The sequence below is a fragment of the Siminovitchia terrae genome, from assembly GCF_003605405.2.
Taxonomy (GTDB): Bacteria; Bacillota; Bacilli; order Bacillales; family Bacillaceae_C; genus Siminovitchia; species Siminovitchia terrae.
On sequence record NZ_QYTW02000011.1, the window covers coordinates 47,997 to 66,908 of the forward strand.

Here is an 18,912-nt window from a genome sequence, read left to right on the forward strand (position 1 = left end):
CTCTAAACATCAATTTTTAATATTTGTTTCAAAATAATAAAACTCATCTGCTTTTTTCTCTTTCAGAAGTATAGGATCGGTTTTTTCACCTTTCACATATTGATTGAAGAAAGCCAAAATGTATTGATTCATCACTTGATGGAATTGATCGACATCGATACCCCTTGACAATAAAGGTGAAAGATAGGGGAAATCCGTAAAAGTATAATGATCTCCAGCTATAAAAGTGAGCCTATATGTGTCATCTTTTATTCCTTCTTCATAGTGAAAATCTGCAAGTTCTGTAATTTTATTATGATATTCATGGAATTCCTCTGGTGTAACATTTGTATACTTTATTTCTTCATCCGTTATATAGAGATAATCATCATCTAATATGAACATAAAAGGCTTTTCAAGCTCTGAGCTTGCTACTGGTTCATGCAAAGGCCCGTCTATATTGATTCCTGATGAAAATCTGGAATCATCTAACAATACTTGAGCAGCTGTTGATCCCCCATAGGAGTGTCCAAAAATTCCAATCCTATCTATGTCCATCTTTCCAGTGAACAACCCTTGAGGGTCCTGTTTATTTATTTTTGTTAATTGATCGACTACAAAGCTCACATCTTTTGATCTCGTTTTGACATCTTTCTCATCTTCAATATTAAAGGAATAAGAATAAGCATCCGCGCGATTCATTACTTCCCGTCCATCAGGAAATTTCGTATATCCTGCATCATTCGTATGATCAATACTGACAACGAAGTATCCATGGCTTGCTAGTTCCTCCATTTGGGAATAACTCTGCATTCTGGTACTGCCAAATCCATGAGAAAATACTAGAATCGGGTATTTGTTTCCCCGATCGGAGACTGCAATATCTTTTATACTGTTAGATTCGGAATATTTTAGATACTCAAAGAAAGAACGCGGAACAGAAAAAATGAACTCCATCGTTCCCGACCATTCTTCATAAGGAAATGCTTCATATTGAATGTCTTGATTATCATCTGTCACCTCTCCCGGATACCATATTTGTATCATGATTTCTCGGGCTTCTTGTTTTGATAAACTACTTTCACTTCTGGATTCATCTATTAAATGCATTGAAGTCATGCCTACTTCAAAAGGTCCTGTAGGCTTTGGAAATTGAAATACAGGCATCGCAATGACTAAACCAAAGCTGCTAATCGAATAGATAAGGGTAAACAAAATGCACGAAATTTTTTTGACCTTCTTTTTATTCTCACTTTCCAATTTAACTTTTTTACTATTCCTCTGAATGAACGGTTTCAGTGTGAATACAGTCAAAAAAATAAATAATACGTAGGTTAATCCCATTTGCCACCGCTGACCCTCTACCCCAAAATGAATAATAATAAATATGAGCGCTACTAAATTAGTACTTATTTTTACTTTTGAGTCGAACCTGAACAGAAAAGAAAAAAGCCAAAATATATGAACAGCGATTAAAACTCCTTCAAATAATCTCAATAATCTCATCTCCTATTAATATAGTTAAGTTAATTAAACTAAACTATAATCCATAAGAGTTTAAATGTCAAAGCTTATGAAATAGAGTTAAGAAGTGAAGTTTTTATCTTATTAACCTGAACGAATACCCTATCACATTTGTAAAATGACAAACCTGAATCAAGGTGGACACAGTCCATTTAGAAAAATATGTAATAATCAAATGCGCCTTGACGTATTTGCGCCCAGATTTTATCGAGCTCCGCTCGATAAATTTCCTCTGAAAATCTGTGGCATCCGCCGGAGGCTTTAACTTTATTCAGCTGGGGTAATACCAATAGGCATTCATCTCACCACTTACAGAAGTGGGAGACTTCTGCTGAATAAAGTGAAAACCCGCGACCGAAATCCTTGCTCCGGGGAAAGCCGGAAGAGATCATCCATGCCAAAATGATCTACAACCAGCCAGATCCCGAAGCTGCGTAAAAAATGAGAAAGGCAGTAAATTTGTCAATCATTCTTCCAATCCCTTTTATGTTTTCTCAATATTGATTGAAGGGCAGCGCTTTAAAATATCATTTACGAGTTGTTCATTATTTCCACTTTCAAATACAACATAATCAAATTCATGTTCTTTCAAACGAAGCATAACGATTTCATTTGCGCTATGATAGGCTAAAAAGTATTTCTTGCCTTCAATCATAAATATTCCAGCTTTATGGCCAGATGTCGTAATGCCTGTTCGCTTAACGGCAGTTTTCCATGGAAATTTATATGAACCCACCCGAATCTCTTCAATCATAGTGTAAGGAATTTTGATTTCCTTCCTCATAGTCAACGCCGCTGTCCAACCCGAAATTTTCAGTAATAACTCATTATCATTCGATACAACTTGAAAGCTCATCAGTTAACTCCTCCAATTCACACGGTTTTCCCCTGTTTTTTCCAACCCTAGACATGATGAAACAAGTCACATAGAAGGCAATTCCTTTCGCGATAAGCACAATGTTGCAAATATTAAGCAGAAAACAATAAGTAATATGGTTACAATGATTGTTGTTAACAAGTGAGGTAACGTATTACCAGACGTAATAATGCTCACAGCTTGATTTGTTAAATGCGCCGGATTCAAAATCTGAAATCCTCCGCCCAACAAGGTAACAGTTTTCATTAGTATTAAAACAAAAACAGACAGCAGTGCAATGGCGGATGTTCTAACCAATAAAGCGCCTATTGCTATTACGAAAGTCAACATAAACAAGCACCAAATATAGTAAACTCCTAGTCCTGCTGCAATCCTAACAAGGGAAACAGCTTGATATAAATAAAAAGTATAAAATAGAGCCGTCAAATATCCGATGAAGACCGAACCAGCAATCATAGCTGCATGCCCAAATAACTTACTTAGCAAATACTCAGTGAGTGTCGTATCTCGGGTAAGAATAAACGCCAGCATCCCGTTAGTTTTATCCGATACGATGACCCCCATTGTTGCAATAACAATAACGATTAATCCCATTTGGTCAAATTGATTGGTTAAAACACCAGCTAATACTTCATCAGCCGTTAACTCGGGCAAGGTAATAGCCAATCCATCAGGCAATCCACCGGCTATTTTCAATATTTCGGGTAAATAAAAGGACGATAAAGGTTGAAGGATTCCTAAAAAGATAAAAACGACAGGCAGCCATAATATTTTGTAACTTCTTTTAGCATCCAGCCATTCTTTCTTCATCAGAACTGTGAAGCGGTTCATGACGACTTCACCATCCTTATAAAGATCTCTTCCAAGCTTTCCTGTACCAATTCAAATTTTTGAATAGGAAGATGTAAATTTGTAATATTACGTAACAGCCAGTCTCTCCCTTGCTCGATATTTTTAACTCGCACTTTGGCAGCATTTCCTGTCAGTTCAATAGATTCAACAATGTCTTCATTAACTAACTGGTTTGACCACTCGCTTATTCGCGGCGCCTGAATGATAAACATATGTTTTTGAGTCTGTTGAATGATTTGATTAATCGATCCGTTCACAAGTAACTTCCCTTTATTTATGATCAGCATCTTATCGCAAAGCTCTTCAGCATCATGTAAAATATGCGTAGAAAAAAGAATGGTCGATTTCTGTTTGATCACTTTGAGCAAATCCAATATATCCCTGCGCCCTAATGGATCCAATGCAGAGACCGGCTCATCCATTATCAGTAATTTCGGTTGATGGATGAGTGCTTGTGCGATTCCTAATCTTTGCTTCATACCTCCTGAATAAGTGCCAATAGGCTGATTTTCCATCCCATTCAGTCCCACCAGCTCCAGCAGCTCATGGATTCTTTGTTCCAAAACCTCCTTCTCTATATTTGAAAGGCCCCCCATAAATTTAAGCAGTTCCTTCCCTGTCATCCACGGATAAAAAGTGGGGTGCTGCGGTAAATATCCAATATATTTGCGCATTTCGCCATGGTTATTTCTATTAATCAAGATTTGACCACCAGTAAGTTTGTTTATATCTAGGATCATTTTAATAATCGTTGTTTTACCTGCCCCATTGGGACCGAGAAGAGCGACACATTCTCCCTGATTAATATGGAAATCAATCTGTTGAACAACCTCATGATTTCCATACTTTTTTTGAAGCTGGCTTACTTGAAGTAGGGGCATCTATGCTGTGCCTCCTTCCGAAGATAAAGTACAAGATGGGGCCGATCATATTAATCAAAACAATAATCATTCCCCACATCCATTTATATTCTCTGCTTTGATTTCTTTTTAATAGATCCCATAATGCCACAGAAAATAAAATGAGATGTAAGATCACGATGGGTAAAATCAACGGTAACCAATTACCAATTTCGTCAATCCCAATGTGATAGCCATAATGCATGTCAAAACCTCCTTACGATTCCTGTGAGTCTTGCGGGATAAACATGCTAGCAAAAATTCGGGTAGTTCGTGCAGACGTCGGATGGTTGTGGACCACTTTTTCAAGGGCTTGCTGGATGGTCTGTGTAAGCTCTTGAAATTCTTCATCCGATAGATGCAAAGGTATATACGCGTAACTGAATCCTTCTTTTTCATATTGTTCAGGGGACGTCTCCGCCAAATAAGAGGTGGCTAATTGAAATAAATTGCCATGATAGACGGAAAAATGCTGGATGTGGTCTTCGCGTGAAGTCTTTTCAACTTCGCTTTCGGGAATGTGCAGGTTATCTCTTTTTACTGAGAACATGCGTTCTTCAGTCCCCTTCACCTTTTTCGTTTCAATGACTTCAACAAGGTTTGCTTCAAGTAAAAGATTCATATGGCGGTATAGCGTAGCTTGAGGAATATCACCAAGTATCTCTACAAGTTGTGCGATTGTGAGTGGTTTACCTAGTAACAATTGTTGAATGATTCGCATTCGTACAGGATGAAGAAGTAAATCAGCCTTTCCTTTCATTTGAACACCTCTAACCATTATCATTTTATAAAATGATAATATAATTTCAAAATCGTATTGTCAACTTATTTTCTAATATTTGTTGGCCCATTAATCGTTCTCCTACATTTTTGTATCTTTTTTCAAAAAGGTTTTGTATAATATATCTAAATGATATATATCTTTTAGTTAGGGTGGACTACTTTGAAAAATTATAATTATACAACATATGCCATTCTAGGAATTTTAACCACGGGATGTAGATCCGGCTATGACATTAAGCAGCTAATTGATCATAGCTTAAATCATTTCTGGAAAGTTAGTTATGGCCAAATATATCCGACATTAAAAACATTGGTCGAAGATGGCTTAGCAGAAGTCCAAACTTCTTCACAAAAAGGAAAACCTGATCGAAATGAGTACTTCCTCACTTCGAAGGGAATCGAAACGTTAAAAAGCTGGCTGGAGGAGCCCATTCACCAGATTCCCGTTGAACGAAATGAAATTTTGCTTAAATTATTTTTTGGGCGCTATCAATCCAAAGAAAGCACCGTATCCCTCCTCAAAGAATATAAGCACAAGCTAGAGGATCGTTACCTAACGTATGTAAGTATTGAACAAGCAATTTCCAAATCCAAAGACAAAGAAAAGGACTCGTTGTTTTGGTTGTTTACATTAGATTATGGAAAAAGAGTGACAAAGGCTGCAATTGAGTGGTGTACCTCTACCCTTGAACAAATTTCAGATCAGGAGGCATGAAAATGAGCAAACAAATCTATACTGGGCGTTACACGACTGAGAATCAAGAGGACATCGTCGTCTTCATTATTGGTATGAGGGTGAACAGGCGGTTAGCACTACATAAATGGCTTCCAGTATTTCAAAGCATGCCGGGGATGATTAAAGAGTTGTATACAAACAAAGATGAATTAGGTTTTTTATCAATGGAAAGCTATTTTGGCCTTAGAACGACGGTTATGATTCAATATTGGCGTTCAACTGAGGACCTACTCTCTTATGCCAAAAATGAGAAACACTTGAAAGCATGGGCAAACTTCAATAAAAAAATAGGCAACAACGACGCTGTGGGAATATATCACGAAACCTATAAGATCAATAGCGGGAATTATGAATCCATTTATGGAAATATGCCACTTTATGGTCTTGGAAAAGCGTTAAAACATATCCCAGTAACTAAAAATCAGAATTCTGCTCGTAAACGGCTTAATGATACAGCGAGCAAGACTAATCCCCCGGAAACTATATCGAACCAATAAAGTGGTCGAAGACGGGGATGATGAAGAGAAGCAGTGGATGATTCAAAAAATAGAAAATCCCTTTTTAAAAAATGCAAAGGCGAAAAAGACATCAGAAAGCACTTTAAACATCTTCGCATCGTATTAGTTTATGGACATACGTAATCAGGCATTGAAGAAAGAAAACATACTGGTTGTTTGAACTTATCCACTGACTAACTTTTCTAATCATCAAATATGGAGTCATCCAATTGCCGTAAATCGACTTATTGGATGACTCCATCATTTGTTTCCCCATTGATATACACTTTACACAAAACTATTTTGTTTTATAAAACAGAATATAAAATCAATCTGTTTGCTATCTTAGGAAAAACTATTATAGCTTAGTGTTGTTATTCAAATATCATAAGAAGAAGGCTTTTATTAGCCAAAAGCTATAAAGGAACATAAGCCTCTAGCCCAAATCATTTTCTATCTGTCTGATGTCCAGAAAAAACTAATATTGACTACATTAGTTAGACTGTCTTCATAATCGCTTATATACAGTCATTGTCAACAACCAACTGCTGACTATGACTCCAGTAAAAAGCAATAACATATTACTATATAAATAAGTGGATGGATCACTAATTATCGGCAAAAACTTTTGATCCAATAGCCGTATCGATAATAGGCCTCCAACAATGGCAATACCTGTTCCTTCTGATAAAAAGCTTGTGAAATTAAGCAAGCTCATTCCAGCACCAGCCTCTTCTTGTTTCAAGCTACTTGAAACGACTGTGGAGATAACGGTTTTCGCAAATGAAAGACCTCCAAAAACAAAAACGAACGTAATGGTTATAAGCCAAGGTGTCATTCCCATAAAGAAGGCAGATACAATAAAGCTGAAGCTAATGAACACAATACCTAGTGTTAATACAGACAAAGGTCCTTTCTTATCTACAAGTAATCCTCCAATGTAACCAAATATAAGCACACTCATCGTTCCAGGAAAAATGACCATACTCCCAATCATCGCAGTGTTTAATTGATAAACATCTTTCATCATATAAGGAACCATGGAAACATATCCAACTACTGTACCAAATATAAGCCCACCACAAAGGATTCCAATCATAAATGAAGCATTTTTTCCCAATGAAGGTTCAACAAAAGGATTAGATACTCTTGTAATATGTTTTAAAAAGATTAAAAGAAAGAGAATACTAATCACAAGAAAAGTCATTTTGTAATACGTTGTAAATAGCATAAAAAACACGATACCAATGGACATAAAAATAATCCCTGCAACATCAAAGGAACCTTTTATCGTTTCTTCTTCTTTTAATAATTTCATCAAGAATGGAACAGTTATAAATGTAACAATAGGAATGAGCAGTAAGTAAGACCAATGTATATAGTGGGCAATCATTCCTCCAATAGCCGGTCCTATCCCTTCACCCATTGCTACTATAGATCCGATAAGGCCAAATGCCTTCCCTCGGTTTTCCTTTGGAATATATCTGGCAACGACAACCATTACTAGTGAAGGAAATGCAGCTGCGCCAACTCCTTGTATCAATCGAGCCAAAATAAGTATAGGAAAAAAATGATGTCCAGTAAATCCAATCAATGATCCTATACAATTCACTATAATCCCAAATAGGAGTAATTTTTTAATACCAAGCTGATCAGACAGCTTTCCATATACAGCTGTTCCTATAGAAAAGGTTAACATAAAAGCTGTATTCACCCAGTTTGTACTTGCTGGGGCTTTATTAAAATCATGGGCTATATCAGGTAAAGAGACATTCAGAACCATTTCATTTAATACGCTAAAAAATGAAAGAACACAAAGCCATATTAAAATTTGATTATGGCGTAAAACGGACTGTGAATAAGGTGTATACACTTTTTCCCTCCATTAATGAGGGTTAACGTAGTTTATAGGGTCAATGATACGCTCCCTCTTTAAATTGCACCCAATGATATTTACTGTACTTCATAAAAACGCCTCCTATACATAATTTTTATACTACTTATCTAATAGAGTAAAACGGTAAAGCAAAGGCTGTATCGAAAATATGCACCAGATAAGTGTTTGCATCCAAGTGAATGAATCCTTTTGTTCTTTTCTTGCAAAACTTCCTTTGTACCACGATAGACAAATCAATCAAATATCAACTCATCAAGCCTTTAATTATAAACTCCATCAGGTATTGACCGAGCTGTGGAAAATGGCAAATCTCAATGTCTTCCCTTGTGTGTATCAATATAGATTAAAGTTGTCAATATGGCAATAAAAAACTCACTCTCTATATCTCCTCTTATTTAAAGTCGTGTTCAAGAAATTCTAACACCTTATCAGAAAGGAAATCGCGACACTCATTTTTAGTCGTCACCAACCAGTCGTTTATATTGAAGGGATTGATGCAGTGAATGGATATTGCGAGGTAAGGCTTATCAAATGCGCCTTAGCGTATTTGCGCCCGGATTTTATCGAGCTTCGCTCGATAGATTTCCTCTGAAAATCTGTGGCATCCGCCAGAGGCTTTAACTTTATTCAGCCGGGGTTTGAACCCCTACTTCGTGGAATACAATAGACATTCATCTCACCACTTTAGAAGTCGGAGACTTTCTGCTGAATGAAGTTAAAAAAACGTTATAACATTCATTATCTATTCCGATTTACTTATCCCAAAAGATTAAAAATGATAGTAGTAACCTCAACCATCTACGAATGACTTGTCTTCTTTATTTATGATCCCTACTATGAAACTACTATTTTTTGATTCAAATGTCCTATAAACAGAAAGATAAAGCCTAGTAACAGAATAGCGGAAGCAAAAATCAATGCACCATTATAGTTGTTTGAGTGGGATGTCAAAATCCCAGCTACAACAGGCCCTATAATTTGTCCAATCCCAAAAGCAGCTGTTAAATAACCAATCGATTTATTCGTATTTGGAAAGGATAAGCTTTGCCCCTTGGAAACGATCAATGTGGTAATCCCCATAAAGGTTCCCCCAAATAAGAAAGCACCTAGAAAAACACCAATAGCACTTTGAGTAAAAACTGGTAAAATGACTCCAATGATCTGGACAATATAAGCAACATACAAAGTGTTGATATGACCGTGTTTTTTGGCCATTAAGGTCCAAATCAAACAGGAAGGAATGGCTGCTAATCCTACAAACGCCCAACTTAAAGAAGCATAATCCTTTAACTGCGGGATTCCTTGCACAATAGCTACAATAAACGTGCCAGTAATGATGTAACCAATGCCTTCACATCCGTATGAGAAAAGCAACCATTTGAAAATAGGTTCTTTCTGACCTTTATGATTACTCGCAGGCTTCTCGGGACGTACCAATTGTTTGTTCAATTCATTGTCCTTTGTCCAGAGAAACGAAACAATGCTGAGCAAAGCAGAAATGATTCCCAAGCAAATCCATGAACCCTTCCAACCTAAAGTACGATTAAAGACCGGTATGACAAGACCACACAAAAGTATCCCCAACCCTACACCGCCATAGAAGATTCCCGACCAATGTGGCCGTTTGGCTGCCTTGAGCGATTCCAGAACAATACTTGAAGATAAAACAAATACGATACCGCTGCTAAAACCAGAAACAAGTCTTAGAATCAGCCAAATCGCTACGTTTGTTGTCACCCCCATCCATATAGTCGTGATTATATTGATGACCAGATATATTTTTAAACGCTTGGCTGCTCCTTTATTCCAGCTAAAAAAGCCAGGCATTAATGCTCCCAAAAGATAACCGATATAATTAAAAGAAGCCAAGTATCCAGCCGTTGAATGAGAAAAATGGACATCATTTTGCATGAATGGAAGAAGCGGAGTGTATGCAAACCTTCCTATCCCCATTGAAATCATTAAAGAAGCGATACCGGCTAGCAAAACGAAAATAGGTCTCATCACAACCACTTTGCTTTTTTATTTTTCACCATTTCATCCACCTGAGAACGAATATCTGAAATCGTTTCGCTTGCTGATTGATATTGGCTTGAACGTGAATTTTGACCGCACCAAAGGGACATCCATTCGGTCCGTTTTTGTTTGGACGCTTCACGTCGAATCGATGTTGTTAATGTATTTTGAATGGGGTATTTTGGAAGTTCCTTTTCATGCTTCATCATTTTCAAGATGAACTCATTTCGAATGCCCCTTGCCGGCTTTCCACTAAATGTAGAGGTCACAACCGTTTGCTCCTCATTGCTGTTCAAGATCGCTTCTTTATGCGATTTTGTTACTCCGCTTTCCAGACTGGTGACAAAGGCTGTTCCCATTTGGACAGCTTGTGCCCCTAATACCAAAGCTGCCAAAACACCTCTACCATCCATGATTCCACCTGCTGCAATCACTGGAATCTCAACATGATCTACAGTTTGTGGAACAAGCGCCATCGTTCCAATCATAGCGTCCTCAAAAGAGCCCATAAAGGTTCCACGATGCCCCCCGGCCTCACTTCCTTGTACAACCACCATATCCATACCGTTTTCTTCATTGGCGATTGCTTCTTGTACAGTCGTTGCGGTTCCGATCATCACAATTTTTCTCTTTTTTAATTGCTGAACTGTTTCTTTTGATGGAATTCCAAAAGTAAAACTGCATACAGGCACCTGTTCCTCCATAATGATTTCTATTTGTTTTTCAAAAATGGATTCAGTTGTTTTTTTCACTTTCGGGATTTCTGATATGTTTAATTGTTCTCGAAAAGGCCGGAGCCATTCATTCGCTTTTTCAATTTCTTCTTCAGATACATCCTGGATTTCAGGAATAAATAGATTTACGCCAAAGGGTTTATTCGTAAGTTGTTTAACCTTAAGAATGCTCGATCGCAATTGGTCAGGGGTCATATAACCGGCACCGAGGGTCCCAAGTCCACCTGCATTTGAAACAGCAGCAACAAGTTCTGGTGTTGTGATACCGCCAGCCATCCCTGCTTGTATAATTGGATATTTTATATTCAGGTTTTGGGTAACTTTATTCTCATGCCACATTTCATATTTCCTCACTTTCTGTTTTAATTTTTCAAATCCTTTACTCTTTACTGTAATCATGATAAAACATTAAGTAAAATGATATTTTTTATCGTTTACCATCAAAAAAAGTGATGATTAGATGATGTTGGGAGGTAACTCATGAATATCGAAGACCTGCGTGTTTTTAAAGAAGTAGCAAAAGAAGGTAACATCACAAAAACTGCTAATAACCTAAACTTTGTCCAATCAAATGTAACGGCAAAAATGAAACGAATCGAACAAAAATATGGAACAAAGTTATTTTATCGCCATAAGCATGGGGTCACACTTACTTCTCCAGGAAAAATCCTTTTGTCCTATACAGAACAAGTTCTGCAGCTAATGGACGAAGTTGAAAAAAAGTTAAAAAGCTCCGCCCCTTCTGGAACACTGTCAATAGGGACTATGGAAACAACCGCTGCAAGTCGTTTACCAGATATTTTATCCGTTTATCATGAGCAATATCCGGAAGTGGAGTTAGCCCTTCGAACCGGAACTACAGAAGAACTGATAGAATCATCTTTGAATCGTGAGATTGATGGAGCATTTGTTGCGGGTGAAGTCAATCATCCAGAATTGGAAGAACTGGAGGTTTTTGAGGAGGAATTGGTTTTGATTTCAAAGGAAAACATCCTTTTCAGCCTAGATTTTAACCAACTAAAAAATCAAATCATTATTGTATTTAAGTCTGGATGTTTTTACAGAGGTATTTTTGAGAAGTGGCTGAAATCAGAAGGGATTATACCAACAAAGATAATGGAACTGAACACTCTGGATGGCGTGATTGGTTGTGTTAAAGCCGGATTAGGTATAGCTCTTATAACAAAATCAGTGGCAGTTCGACTCCACCAAAGTGAGAATATCAAACAGTTCACACTGCCAAAAGAATACGGTATGATTTCCACAAAATTTATAAATCATAAAGACATCGTAAAAACAGCTGCATTCCGTGAATTTATGAAGGGCATCAGTTTCGGGGCGTGCTCGAATAAACCCTAATATCTGAGAAATCGCCATATTACTCATCAATAAAACCTATTTTTACAGAGTGTTCTAAGTTGGACATTTGAACTCACTAGCGCTGCAATCAAATTCGCCTTGGCGTATTTGCGTCCAGATTTTATCGAGCTCCGCTCGATAAATTTCCTCTGAAAATCTGTGGCATCCGCCGGAGGCTTTGACTATATTCAGCCGGGGTTGAACCCCCACTGAATGGAGCACCAATATGCATTCATCTCACTACTTACAGAAGTGGGAGATTACTGCTGAATGAAGTTAAAATGTTATCAAGAATATGCTAAACTTGAATTAAATCACAAAATGAGCAATAAAAATTAGGATAATTATTATTCTCTGACTAATTTTATATGTGCTTTTGAAGGAGACAAATCGATGAATGTAACGATTGTCCGAGCAATAGATGTTCTTGATCTTTTTATTGATCAGCCGAAATTAAGCTTACAGGAAATCATTCAGCTTTCGGGCAGACCGAAAACTTCAATATTAAGAATACTGCAATCATTTGAGGCAGTTGGTTTTTTGAAAAGAGATAGCCACGGGGATTATTCCCTTGGATTGAAGCTTCTTCAACTAGGGCATCTGGTTTCGGAAAGGTTAGATATCAATCAGATTGCTATGCCAATAATGGAGGAGCTATATCTAAAAACAGGAAAAACTATCATGCTATCCCTTCTACAAGGGGATAAAGTGATAACAGTTGCAGCTTTGGAGACCGAGCATCCAATTAGAATAGGTTCAAGTATCGGCAGACAGACGCCCCTTTACGCAGGTTCTCCTGCACGAACTATTTTAGCTTTCCAACCAGAGAACAAGCAAAAAACATACTTAGACACCATCTCCCTTCAAAAGTTGGCATCCAAAACAATTACGGATAAGGATCAGTTAAGTGAAGTTTTAAACAAGAATGTCAAAGACAAATATGTCCTCAGCCATTCAGAAGTTAATGATCATACAACAGGATTGTCCGCACCCATCTTCAACCATAAAAACGAGGCATTCGCAGCCATTACCATTGCGGGAATCACTGCGGACTTTACGGAGAAGGAAATACCGGAACTTATAAAGGATGTTCAAGCCTCAGCTCTTGCTATTTCTTCGAAGTTCGGATACCATGGCACTTTTTAAAGAACCTATCCAATGAAAAGACGCTTCCAACCTATCAGACAGGAAACGTCTTTTTTTCATGGATCAATCTGTATTCATCACAGGATTCAACTCGAGGAACTTCGTGTTAAAATCTCCGCCTACAAACGTTTCATTCTCAAGTAATTGTAGATGGAATGGTATAGTTGTGTAAACCCCTTCGATAATGAACTCCTCAAGTGCACGTTTCATTCTTGCTATTGCTTCTCCCCGCGTAGAACCGTAGGTAATCACTTTCGCAATCATCGAGTCATAGTAAGGGGGGATCGTATAGCCTGGGTATACACCCGAGTCTACCCGTACTCCCATACCTCCCGGCGGCAGATACATCTCAATTTTCCCTGCTGAAGGCATGAAGCCTTTCTCCGGATTTTCTGCGTTGATACGGCATTCTATGGACCAGCCGTTAAACCCGACTTCTTCCTGTTTCACGGACAGCTCTCCGCCCGAAGCAACATAAATCTGCTCTTTAATGAGATCAATCCCTGTCACCATTTCTGTGACGGGATGCTCTACTTGGATGCGGGTATTCATCTCCATGAAGTAAAATTCCTGATTCCTATGGTCGAAAATGAATTCAACTGTGCCCGCACCGGTATAATCAACCGCTTCTGCCGCCCTTACAGCAGCCTGCCCCATTTTTTCCCGCATTTCCGGTGTCAGCGCAGGCGACGGAGTTTCTTCCAGCAGCTTTTGAAGCCTCCGCTGGATGGAACAGTCTCTCTCTCCCAAATGGATAGTGTTTCCATGGACATCAGCCAACACCTGGATTTCCACATGGCGGAAATCATCGATATATTTTTCAATGTACACGCCTGGGTTTCCAAATGCGACGGCAGCCTCCTGCTGAGTAATTTCAATCCCTTTGATCAGATCTTCCTCCGCATGAGCCACCCGGATTCCCCGGCCGCCGCCTCCCGCTGTCGCTTTGATGATCACAGGATATCCGATTTCTTCAGCAATTCCCTTCGCTTCCTCCATCGTTTCGACGATCCCGTCTGAGCCTGGTACAATCGGCACCCCGGCAGCTTTCATCGTGGTGCGCGCCACATCCTTGGTCCCCATTTTCGTAATGGCTTCCGGGCTCGGCCCTACAAATATGAGATTACATTCACGGCACAGTTCGGCAAAATCCGCATTCTCCGCCAGGAACCCATAGCCCGGGTGGATGGCATCGCATTCCGTCAGCTTAGCTACACTGATGACATTGGCTGAATTCAAATAGCTGTCTTTGGATGCGAGCGGTCCAATGCAGTAGGCTTCATTCGTCAATTGAACGTGCAGCGCCTCTTTATCCGCCTCGGAATGTATAGCGACTGTTTCAATGCCCAACTCCATGCATGCCCGTATGATACGGACAGCAATTTCTCCCCTGTTTGCTATTAAAAGTTTCTTTATCATATTTTACGCTCCTTACTTGGGCTCGACTAAAAACAGCGGCTGACCGTATTCCACAAGCTCTCCATCCTTCACAAGGATTTCCGCTATTTCCCCATCCACTTCTGCTTCGATTTCGTTGAACAGCTTCATTGCTTCTACGATGCATACGATGGAGCCAGAAGTGACTTCAGAACCGACATTCACATACGAGTCGCTGTCAGGGGAAGGAGCCTGATAAAAAGTGCCGACCATCGGAGATACAATTTCATATAAATTGCTTTTCTCTTCAGCCTTGGAAACTAGAGTGGACTCAGTTGCGACAGGTGCCTGTTCCGTAGCCGGCTGTTTGGATTTGCTTTCCTGTTGAGCGGCTGGCTGAAGGGCAGGCACAGGTCCTGTCACATATCGTACGGTTTCCTGTGCAGGACTTTTACCTTTCTTTTTCAATTCAATTTTTAAATCGTCTTGCCTATAAACAAATTCATCAATATCCGACTCGTCAATCAACTTGATAATTTCTCGGATTTCCTGTACTTTTAACATGGAGAATACTTCCTTTCTTTCATTAACGACTTCATATGAAATGTCTCTTGCGGATTCATGAAACAACTTTTGACAGATGATGATGTTTTACAGGTCTTGACAGCTTCATATCCTCTAAAACCTTAAGGTGTTTTTGTCTTTCGTTCTCTTCATAGTCATTCAAGAACCATGAACCGCTAACTCTCTCAGTGTCAAATAACCTCAGCTTTAGTGAAAAAATTCAAGATACCTAGCGTTTTAATGACACTTTGATTCATTTACATGCCTCTTTGTTCATTATATTTTTAAAAGAATCATCAAAACAATAAACTAATTTTTTAGCTTACCATTTTTTCAAAAACAGCTATCATTTTTTTCGACGGCTTTGTCAGCCTGCTAATAATAATAATGACAATACATGTAACGATTAATGTCGGAATCATTGGGTCAATTCCAGCAGAAATAACGCCAACTCTCTGCGTGAGCTTCCAACTGATGGCAATGATACTGCCGGATATGATTCCGCCCCAGGCAGCCTCTTTTGTCATACTGCGGTAGTACATACTCATAATGATGATTAAGCCACCTGTGCTTCCTGCAATTAGATAAGCAAGATTCATCATCTCCATAATATAAGCTGGGCGCCAGATCCCAATCGGCACTGAAAGGGCTCCCAAAAAAAGAACAAGCAATTTGGTCACAACAAGAAGATTCCTTTCAGAAACATCTTTATTTAACAGTTTTTGATAAATGTCTCTTCCCAAACTTGTTGCTCCTGCCAAAAGCCAGGTATTTGCAGAGGATAATATGGCTACAAAAAGACCTGCCATTGCAATACCCACAATAAATGGAGGAGCAAGATCAAACGTATAGGTTAACCAAATTGTTTCTGGATCTTGTATATTCGGGTAAATTGTTTTCGCAAAGAATGAAGACCCAAAAAATATAAATGACACCGGAAGATAAATCAATGCAATGGCCATGCCTGCTTTAACAATATCCCTGACACTTGAAGCCGCATAGAATCTGGTTAAATAACCGGGGTTCCCTAAATAGCCAAACAGCCAGATGAAAAGCCAAGAAAATGCCATGAAAGGAGTCAGTTCACCAGCATTTGTAAAATAGTCGGGCTGCGCCGCACGTACAGCTTCAGTTACCGGTCCCCAGCCTTCGGTGGCTTTAACCAAAAAAGGCACTGTGATAACCAATGCGGCAGTTAGTATAATCATGGCGATAAAATCAGTATTAAGAACTACTACCATTCCTCCCAAAATCGTGAATATAATCACCATGGCGCAAACAATAATTGTACTGGAGGAATAACTCATACCGAATAGTTCTGAGAACAATAATCCACCCTGTACATAGAGTGATCCCAGGAGAACAACCATCCAAACAGAAGCAATGATGGAAAATATCGGTCCTAATAGTGGACTGTCAAATCGACTTGCCAGATAATCAGGAATTGTAAGTTGACCAAACCTACGCAATTTCGGTCCAATAAAGAAACAGAGAACGAAATAGCTCCACGCAATTCCTATGTTAATCCAGAGAGTCCCCGCTCCCAGGTTATAATAGTAGGACATCATTCCCAAAAAGGAAGCACCGCTAATACCAGAAGCGAAAAGAGAGCCTAGAATGAGGTACCATTTCCCTCCTCTTTCCGCTATATAAAAAGAAAGCAAATCTTTTGATTTCATATAGGAATAAACAGCTACCCCAAACATCAACAGTAAGACAATAGCTATACCGAGTAAAATATGTGAATTCAAGTTGTTTCCTCCCTAGGATGTAAAACTTTTTGCTGTATCGGTTTCTTTATCCTCAAGCTGGTCTGTTTTTTCCCAAGGAAACCTATCATTTCTCAAATAGTAAGTACCAAACACGAGAGACAAAATGATCGGAGCCGCACCAAACAGCCAGATCCAAAACATATCGGTAAACCAACTCATGGTAACCACCTCAGTTATTATTTTTTAAGCAAACGGGGAATTCACCTCAATTCCGGCTTCTTCCAATCTTCTTTTGATAATCTTAATCATTTCCAATGCTGTCGGCGTATCTCCGTGGACACAAATCGTTTCCCCGTTCACTTCTATCTCTTCTCCTGTGATCGCTTTTACCTTGCCTTCTGTGACCATCCGGATGATCCGTTCTGCTACGAACTCCGGATCTGAAATCACGGCTCCTTCTTCTCTTCTGGAAACTAATGAGAAGTCCTTATGGTAAGAACGGTCCGCGAATATTTCCAGCTTAAACGGAAGTCCCTTCCGCTCGGCCACCTTATGAAGCTGGGAATGTGGCTTTACAAACACCGTAAGATCGGGTCTGACAGATAGGATGGCATCAACAATATTGATCGCCAATTGTTCGTCGGAATCGGCCATATTATTCAAGTTTCCATGTGGCTTCACATGCGTCATATTTACCCCGTGTTTTTGGCAAAAGATATCCAGAGCGCCGATTTGATAAATAATCAGATTCATCAGTTCATCTCTTGGAATGTCCATGTTCCTTCTCCCAAATCCAGCCAAATCTGGGAGGCTGGGGTGGGCTCCGACTTCCACACCATGCTCTTTGGCAATCTTTACGGTATGATCCATAATATTCGGGTCTCCCGCATGAAAGCCACAGGCCACATTGGCCGAGGAGATGTATTGAATAACCTCGTCGTCATTCCCCAGCTTGTAGTGGCCAAAACTTTCACCCATATCACAATTCAAATCGATCGTTTTCTTCATTATGGCTATTCCCCTTCCTTATTAACAAGTCGCTTGTAAAATCCGAAAGTTATATTCCTGCTTCTTTAGCTCTTCCTGTGCTTCCTCAATGGGAATCTCGGTGAACGTAACTGTATCCCCCGGCTTTACCTGTCCGAGCTTCGGAAGATCGACGCTGATCACTCCCCCGATTTTGGTGTAGCCGCCAATACTCTGTCTTCCAACAAGAAAAATAATGGGCTGTCCATTTTTAGGCACCTGGATGGCCCCGTAAAAAATACCTTCCGAAATGATATCAGCCGACTCCACATGTTCAATGACAGGGCCATCCAGTCTGCATCCCATCCTGTCCACTTGTTGTGTGACCTTGTAAGTGGAAGAGAGGAACGTTCGAATTCCCTCTTCTGTAAAAGATTCACCCTGCGGACCGAGAATCACTCGGATCTGGATGTCATCTGTATACTCGGGGATAAGGTCATCAGGTAGGCGCCTCCCCTTCAGGTGGTCACTTGATTTCGGAAAAACCCGGAGAATATCTCCTTTTTTCAGAGCCCTTCCTTTCATTCCGCCTATTTTTCCAACAAGATCGGTAGCTCTGCTCCCCAATACCTGTGGAACATCAAAGCCTCCGGCCACAGCCAGATATGACCTGCATCCCGAGCGTGCCCCCTTGAATTGGATCACGTCTCCCTCTTCGACTTTGATAGACTTCCACATCGGCACCTCTTTCCCGTTTATATCCGGACTGAGGTCTCCACCGGTGATGGCGATGATGCCCGGTTCGCTCACAAGCAATTTCAACCCCATGAGAGTCACTTCCAACAGCGCTGCGTTTTCATCGTTTCCTACTATAATATTGGCCATCCGGTGGGAATACCCATCAGCGGGTCCCGATACCGCCAATCCGTATTTTTGATAGCCGTGCCTTCCCAAGTCTTGGATTGTCGCCAATAATCCCGGTTTCAATACTTCA

At 39.6% G+C, this 18,912-nt stretch carries 21 protein-coding genes; 4 read left to right on the forward strand and 17 right to left on the reverse strand.

The window, feature by feature from the left end; genetic code table 11:
- Nucleotides 1–9: 9 nt before the first annotated feature.
- The 7 genes from D5F11_RS12320 to D5F11_RS12345 all read right to left on the reverse strand — a co-directional run bounded on the left by D5F11_RS12320 (nucleotide 10) and on the right by D5F11_RS12345 (nucleotide 4,891).
- Nucleotides 10–1,476 carry an alpha/beta hydrolase family protein gene (locus tag D5F11_RS12320; RefSeq protein WP_185830660.1) on the reverse strand — a complete coding sequence of 489 codons (1,467 nt, stop codon included), beginning with the start codon at nucleotides 1,474–1,476 and terminating at the stop codon, nucleotides 10–12.
- A gap of 179 nt (nucleotides 1,477–1,655) precedes the next feature.
- Nucleotides 1,656–1,793, reverse strand: a complete 138-nt coding sequence (locus D5F11_RS26405) for a hypothetical protein (RefSeq protein ID WP_185830661.1) — start codon at nucleotides 1,791–1,793, stop codon at nucleotides 1,656–1,658.
- Nucleotides 1,794–1,987: 194 nt separating this feature from the next.
- Nucleotides 1,988–2,359 (reverse strand): hypothetical protein, encoded by a 372-nt coding sequence (locus D5F11_RS12325; protein WP_120116722.1) that lies wholly within the window; start codon nucleotides 2,357–2,359, stop codon nucleotides 1,988–1,990.
- Between the two features lie 66 nt (nucleotides 2,360–2,425).
- On the reverse strand, nucleotides 2,426–3,211 hold the full coding sequence (locus D5F11_RS12330) for an ABC transporter permease (protein WP_120116721.1): 786 nt from the start codon (nucleotides 3,209–3,211) through the stop codon (nucleotides 2,426–2,428).
- Nucleotides 3,208–4,113: an ABC transporter ATP-binding protein gene (locus D5F11_RS12335; RefSeq protein ID WP_120116720.1), complete on the reverse strand. Its 906-nt coding sequence runs from the start codon at nucleotides 4,111–4,113 to the stop codon at nucleotides 3,208–3,210. Before D5F11_RS12335 ends, D5F11_RS12330 begins: the two co-directional genes overlap by 4 nt.
- A complete protein-coding gene (locus D5F11_RS12340) occupies nucleotides 4,064–4,336 on the reverse strand; it encodes a PLD nuclease N-terminal domain-containing protein (RefSeq protein ID WP_120116718.1) in 273 nt (90 codons plus the stop codon). Before D5F11_RS12340 ends, D5F11_RS12335 begins: the two co-directional genes overlap by 50 nt.
- A gap of 12 nt (nucleotides 4,337–4,348) precedes the next feature.
- Entirely contained in the window at nucleotides 4,349–4,891 is a 543-nt protein-coding gene (locus tag D5F11_RS12345; RefSeq protein WP_185830662.1) for a helix-turn-helix domain-containing protein, read from the reverse strand.
- A gap of 183 nt (nucleotides 4,892–5,074) precedes the next feature.
- Here D5F11_RS12345 and D5F11_RS12350 point away from each other — a divergent pair, with 183 nt between their 5' ends.
- Together D5F11_RS12350 and D5F11_RS12355 are read left to right on the forward strand one after the other, a co-directional pair.
- Nucleotides 5,075–5,629, forward strand: a complete 555-nt coding sequence (locus D5F11_RS12350; protein ID WP_120116715.1) for a PadR family transcriptional regulator — start codon at nucleotides 5,075–5,077, stop codon at nucleotides 5,627–5,629.
- A gap of 2 nt (nucleotides 5,630–5,631) precedes the next feature.
- The gene (locus D5F11_RS12355) at nucleotides 5,632–6,147 is read left to right on the forward strand and encodes a DUF4188 domain-containing protein (protein WP_120116713.1); all 516 of its coding nucleotides are present in this window, start codon (nucleotides 5,632–5,634) and stop codon (nucleotides 6,145–6,147) included.
- Nucleotides 6,148–6,655: 508 nt separating this feature from the next.
- On the opposite strand, the gene tet is transcribed toward D5F11_RS12355, so the two are convergent.
- The 3 genes from tet to D5F11_RS12370 form a co-directional block, all read right to left on the reverse strand.
- The gene (tet, locus tag D5F11_RS12360) at nucleotides 6,656–8,020 is read right to left on the reverse strand and encodes a Tet(L)/Tet(K)/Tet(45) family tetracycline efflux MFS transporter (RefSeq protein WP_120116711.1); all 1,365 of its coding nucleotides are present in this window, start codon (nucleotides 8,018–8,020) and stop codon (nucleotides 6,656–6,658) included.
- Nucleotides 8,021–8,878: 858 nt separating this feature from the next.
- A complete protein-coding gene (locus D5F11_RS12365) occupies nucleotides 8,879–10,048 on the reverse strand; it encodes a YbfB/YjiJ family MFS transporter (RefSeq protein WP_120116709.1) in 1,170 nt (389 codons plus the stop codon).
- Nucleotides 10,048–11,133 carry an NAD(P)H-dependent flavin oxidoreductase gene (locus tag D5F11_RS12370; protein ID WP_120116707.1) on the reverse strand — a complete coding sequence of 362 codons (1,086 nt, stop codon included), beginning with the start codon at nucleotides 11,131–11,133 and terminating at the stop codon, nucleotides 10,048–10,050. Before D5F11_RS12370 ends, D5F11_RS12365 begins: the two co-directional genes overlap by 1 nt.
- A gap of 141 nt (nucleotides 11,134–11,274) precedes the next feature.
- On the opposite strand from D5F11_RS12370, the gene D5F11_RS12375 reads away from it, so the two are divergent.
- Entirely contained in the window at nucleotides 11,275–12,153 is an 879-nt protein-coding gene (locus D5F11_RS12375; RefSeq protein ID WP_120116705.1) for a LysR substrate-binding domain-containing protein, read from the forward strand.
- Nucleotides 12,154–12,207: 54 nt separating this feature from the next.
- On the opposite strand, the gene D5F11_RS26410 is transcribed toward D5F11_RS12375, so the two are convergent.
- Nucleotides 12,208–12,378 (reverse strand): hypothetical protein, encoded by a 171-nt coding sequence (locus tag D5F11_RS26410; protein ID WP_185830663.1) that lies wholly within the window; start codon nucleotides 12,376–12,378, stop codon nucleotides 12,208–12,210.
- A 168-nt stretch (nucleotides 12,379–12,546) separates the two neighbouring features.
- On the opposite strand from D5F11_RS26410, the gene D5F11_RS12380 reads away from it, so the two are divergent.
- Nucleotides 12,547–13,299: an IclR family transcriptional regulator gene (locus tag D5F11_RS12380; protein WP_120116703.1), complete on the forward strand. Its 753-nt coding sequence runs from the start codon at nucleotides 12,547–12,549 to the stop codon at nucleotides 13,297–13,299.
- A gap of 63 nt (nucleotides 13,300–13,362) precedes the next feature.
- Here the strand turns inward: D5F11_RS12380 and accC are convergent, their stop codons facing one another.
- The 6 genes from accC to D5F11_RS12405 all read right to left on the reverse strand — a co-directional run bounded on the left by accC (nucleotide 13,363) and on the right by D5F11_RS12405 (nucleotide 18,905).
- Nucleotides 13,363–14,718, reverse strand: a complete 1,356-nt coding sequence (accC, locus tag D5F11_RS12385) for an acetyl-CoA carboxylase biotin carboxylase subunit (protein ID WP_120116701.1) — start codon at nucleotides 14,716–14,718, stop codon at nucleotides 13,363–13,365.
- A 12-nt stretch (nucleotides 14,719–14,730) separates the two neighbouring features.
- Entirely contained in the window at nucleotides 14,731–15,240 is a 510-nt protein-coding gene (accB, locus tag D5F11_RS12390) for an acetyl-CoA carboxylase biotin carboxyl carrier protein (protein ID WP_120116699.1), read from the reverse strand.
- A 317-nt stretch (nucleotides 15,241–15,557) separates the two neighbouring features.
- The gene (locus D5F11_RS12395; RefSeq protein WP_120116697.1) at nucleotides 15,558–16,991 is read right to left on the reverse strand and encodes a sodium:solute symporter family protein; all 1,434 of its coding nucleotides are present in this window, start codon (nucleotides 16,989–16,991) and stop codon (nucleotides 15,558–15,560) included.
- A 12-nt stretch (nucleotides 16,992–17,003) separates the two neighbouring features.
- On the reverse strand, nucleotides 17,004–17,171 hold the full coding sequence (locus tag D5F11_RS26415; RefSeq protein ID WP_185830664.1) for a hypothetical protein: 168 nt from the start codon (nucleotides 17,169–17,171) through the stop codon (nucleotides 17,004–17,006).
- A 24-nt stretch (nucleotides 17,172–17,195) separates the two neighbouring features.
- On the reverse strand, nucleotides 17,196–17,960 hold the full coding sequence (locus D5F11_RS12400) for a LamB/YcsF family protein (RefSeq protein ID WP_120116695.1): 765 nt from the start codon (nucleotides 17,958–17,960) through the stop codon (nucleotides 17,196–17,198).
- A 21-nt stretch (nucleotides 17,961–17,981) separates the two neighbouring features.
- Complete coding sequence (locus tag D5F11_RS12405) at nucleotides 17,982–18,905, reverse strand: 5-oxoprolinase subunit C family protein (RefSeq protein ID WP_120116693.1); 924 nt, start codon at nucleotides 18,903–18,905, stop codon at nucleotides 17,982–17,984.
- Between the last annotated feature and the right edge of the window lie 7 nt (nucleotides 18,906–18,912).

Excerpts from the sequence above, each read along its gene's own strand:
- D5F11_RS12365 (WP_120116709.1), bottom strand. The coding sequence starts at position 10,048 with ATGAGACCTATTTTCGTTTTGCTAGCCGGTATCGCTTCTTTAATGATT.
- accB (WP_120116699.1), bottom strand. The coding sequence starts at position 15,240 with ATGTTAAAAGTACAGGAAATCCGAGAAATTATCAAGTTGATTGACGAG.
- D5F11_RS12370 (WP_120116707.1), bottom strand. The coding sequence starts at position 11,133 with ATGTGGCATGAGAATAAAGTTACCCAAAACCTGAATATAAAATATCCA.
- D5F11_RS12330 (WP_120116721.1), bottom strand. The coding sequence starts at position 3,211 with ATGAACCGCTTCACAGTTCTGATGAAGAAAGAATGGCTGGATGCTAAA.
- accC (WP_120116701.1), bottom strand. The coding sequence starts at position 14,718 with ATGATAAAGAAACTTTTAATAGCAAACAGGGGAGAAATTGCTGTCCGT.
- D5F11_RS12375 (WP_120116705.1), top strand. The coding sequence starts at position 11,275 with ATGAATATCGAAGACCTGCGTGTTTTTAAAGAAGTAGCAAAAGAAGGT.
- D5F11_RS12325 (WP_120116722.1), bottom strand. The coding sequence starts at position 2,359 with ATGAGCTTTCAAGTTGTATCGAATGATAATGAGTTATTACTGAAAATT.
- D5F11_RS12340 (WP_120116718.1), bottom strand. The coding sequence starts at position 4,336 with ATGCATTATGGCTATCACATTGGGATTGACGAAATTGGTAATTGGTTA.
- D5F11_RS12355 (WP_120116713.1), top strand. The coding sequence starts at position 5,632 with ATGAGCAAACAAATCTATACTGGGCGTTACACGACTGAGAATCAAGAG.
- D5F11_RS12400 (WP_120116695.1), bottom strand. The coding sequence starts at position 17,960 with ATGAAGAAAACGATCGATTTGAATTGTGATATGGGTGAAAGTTTTGGC.
- D5F11_RS12345 (WP_185830662.1), bottom strand. The coding sequence starts at position 4,891 with ATGAAAGGAAAGGCTGATTTACTTCTTCATCCTGTACGAATGCGAATC.
- D5F11_RS26415 (WP_185830664.1), bottom strand. The coding sequence starts at position 17,171 with ATGAGTTGGTTTACCGATATGTTTTGGATCTGGCTGTTTGGTGCGGCT.
- D5F11_RS12335 (WP_120116720.1), bottom strand. The coding sequence starts at position 4,113 with ATGCCCCTACTTCAAGTAAGCCAGCTTCAAAAAAAGTATGGAAATCAT.
- D5F11_RS12380 (WP_120116703.1), top strand. The coding sequence starts at position 12,547 with ATGAATGTAACGATTGTCCGAGCAATAGATGTTCTTGATCTTTTTATT.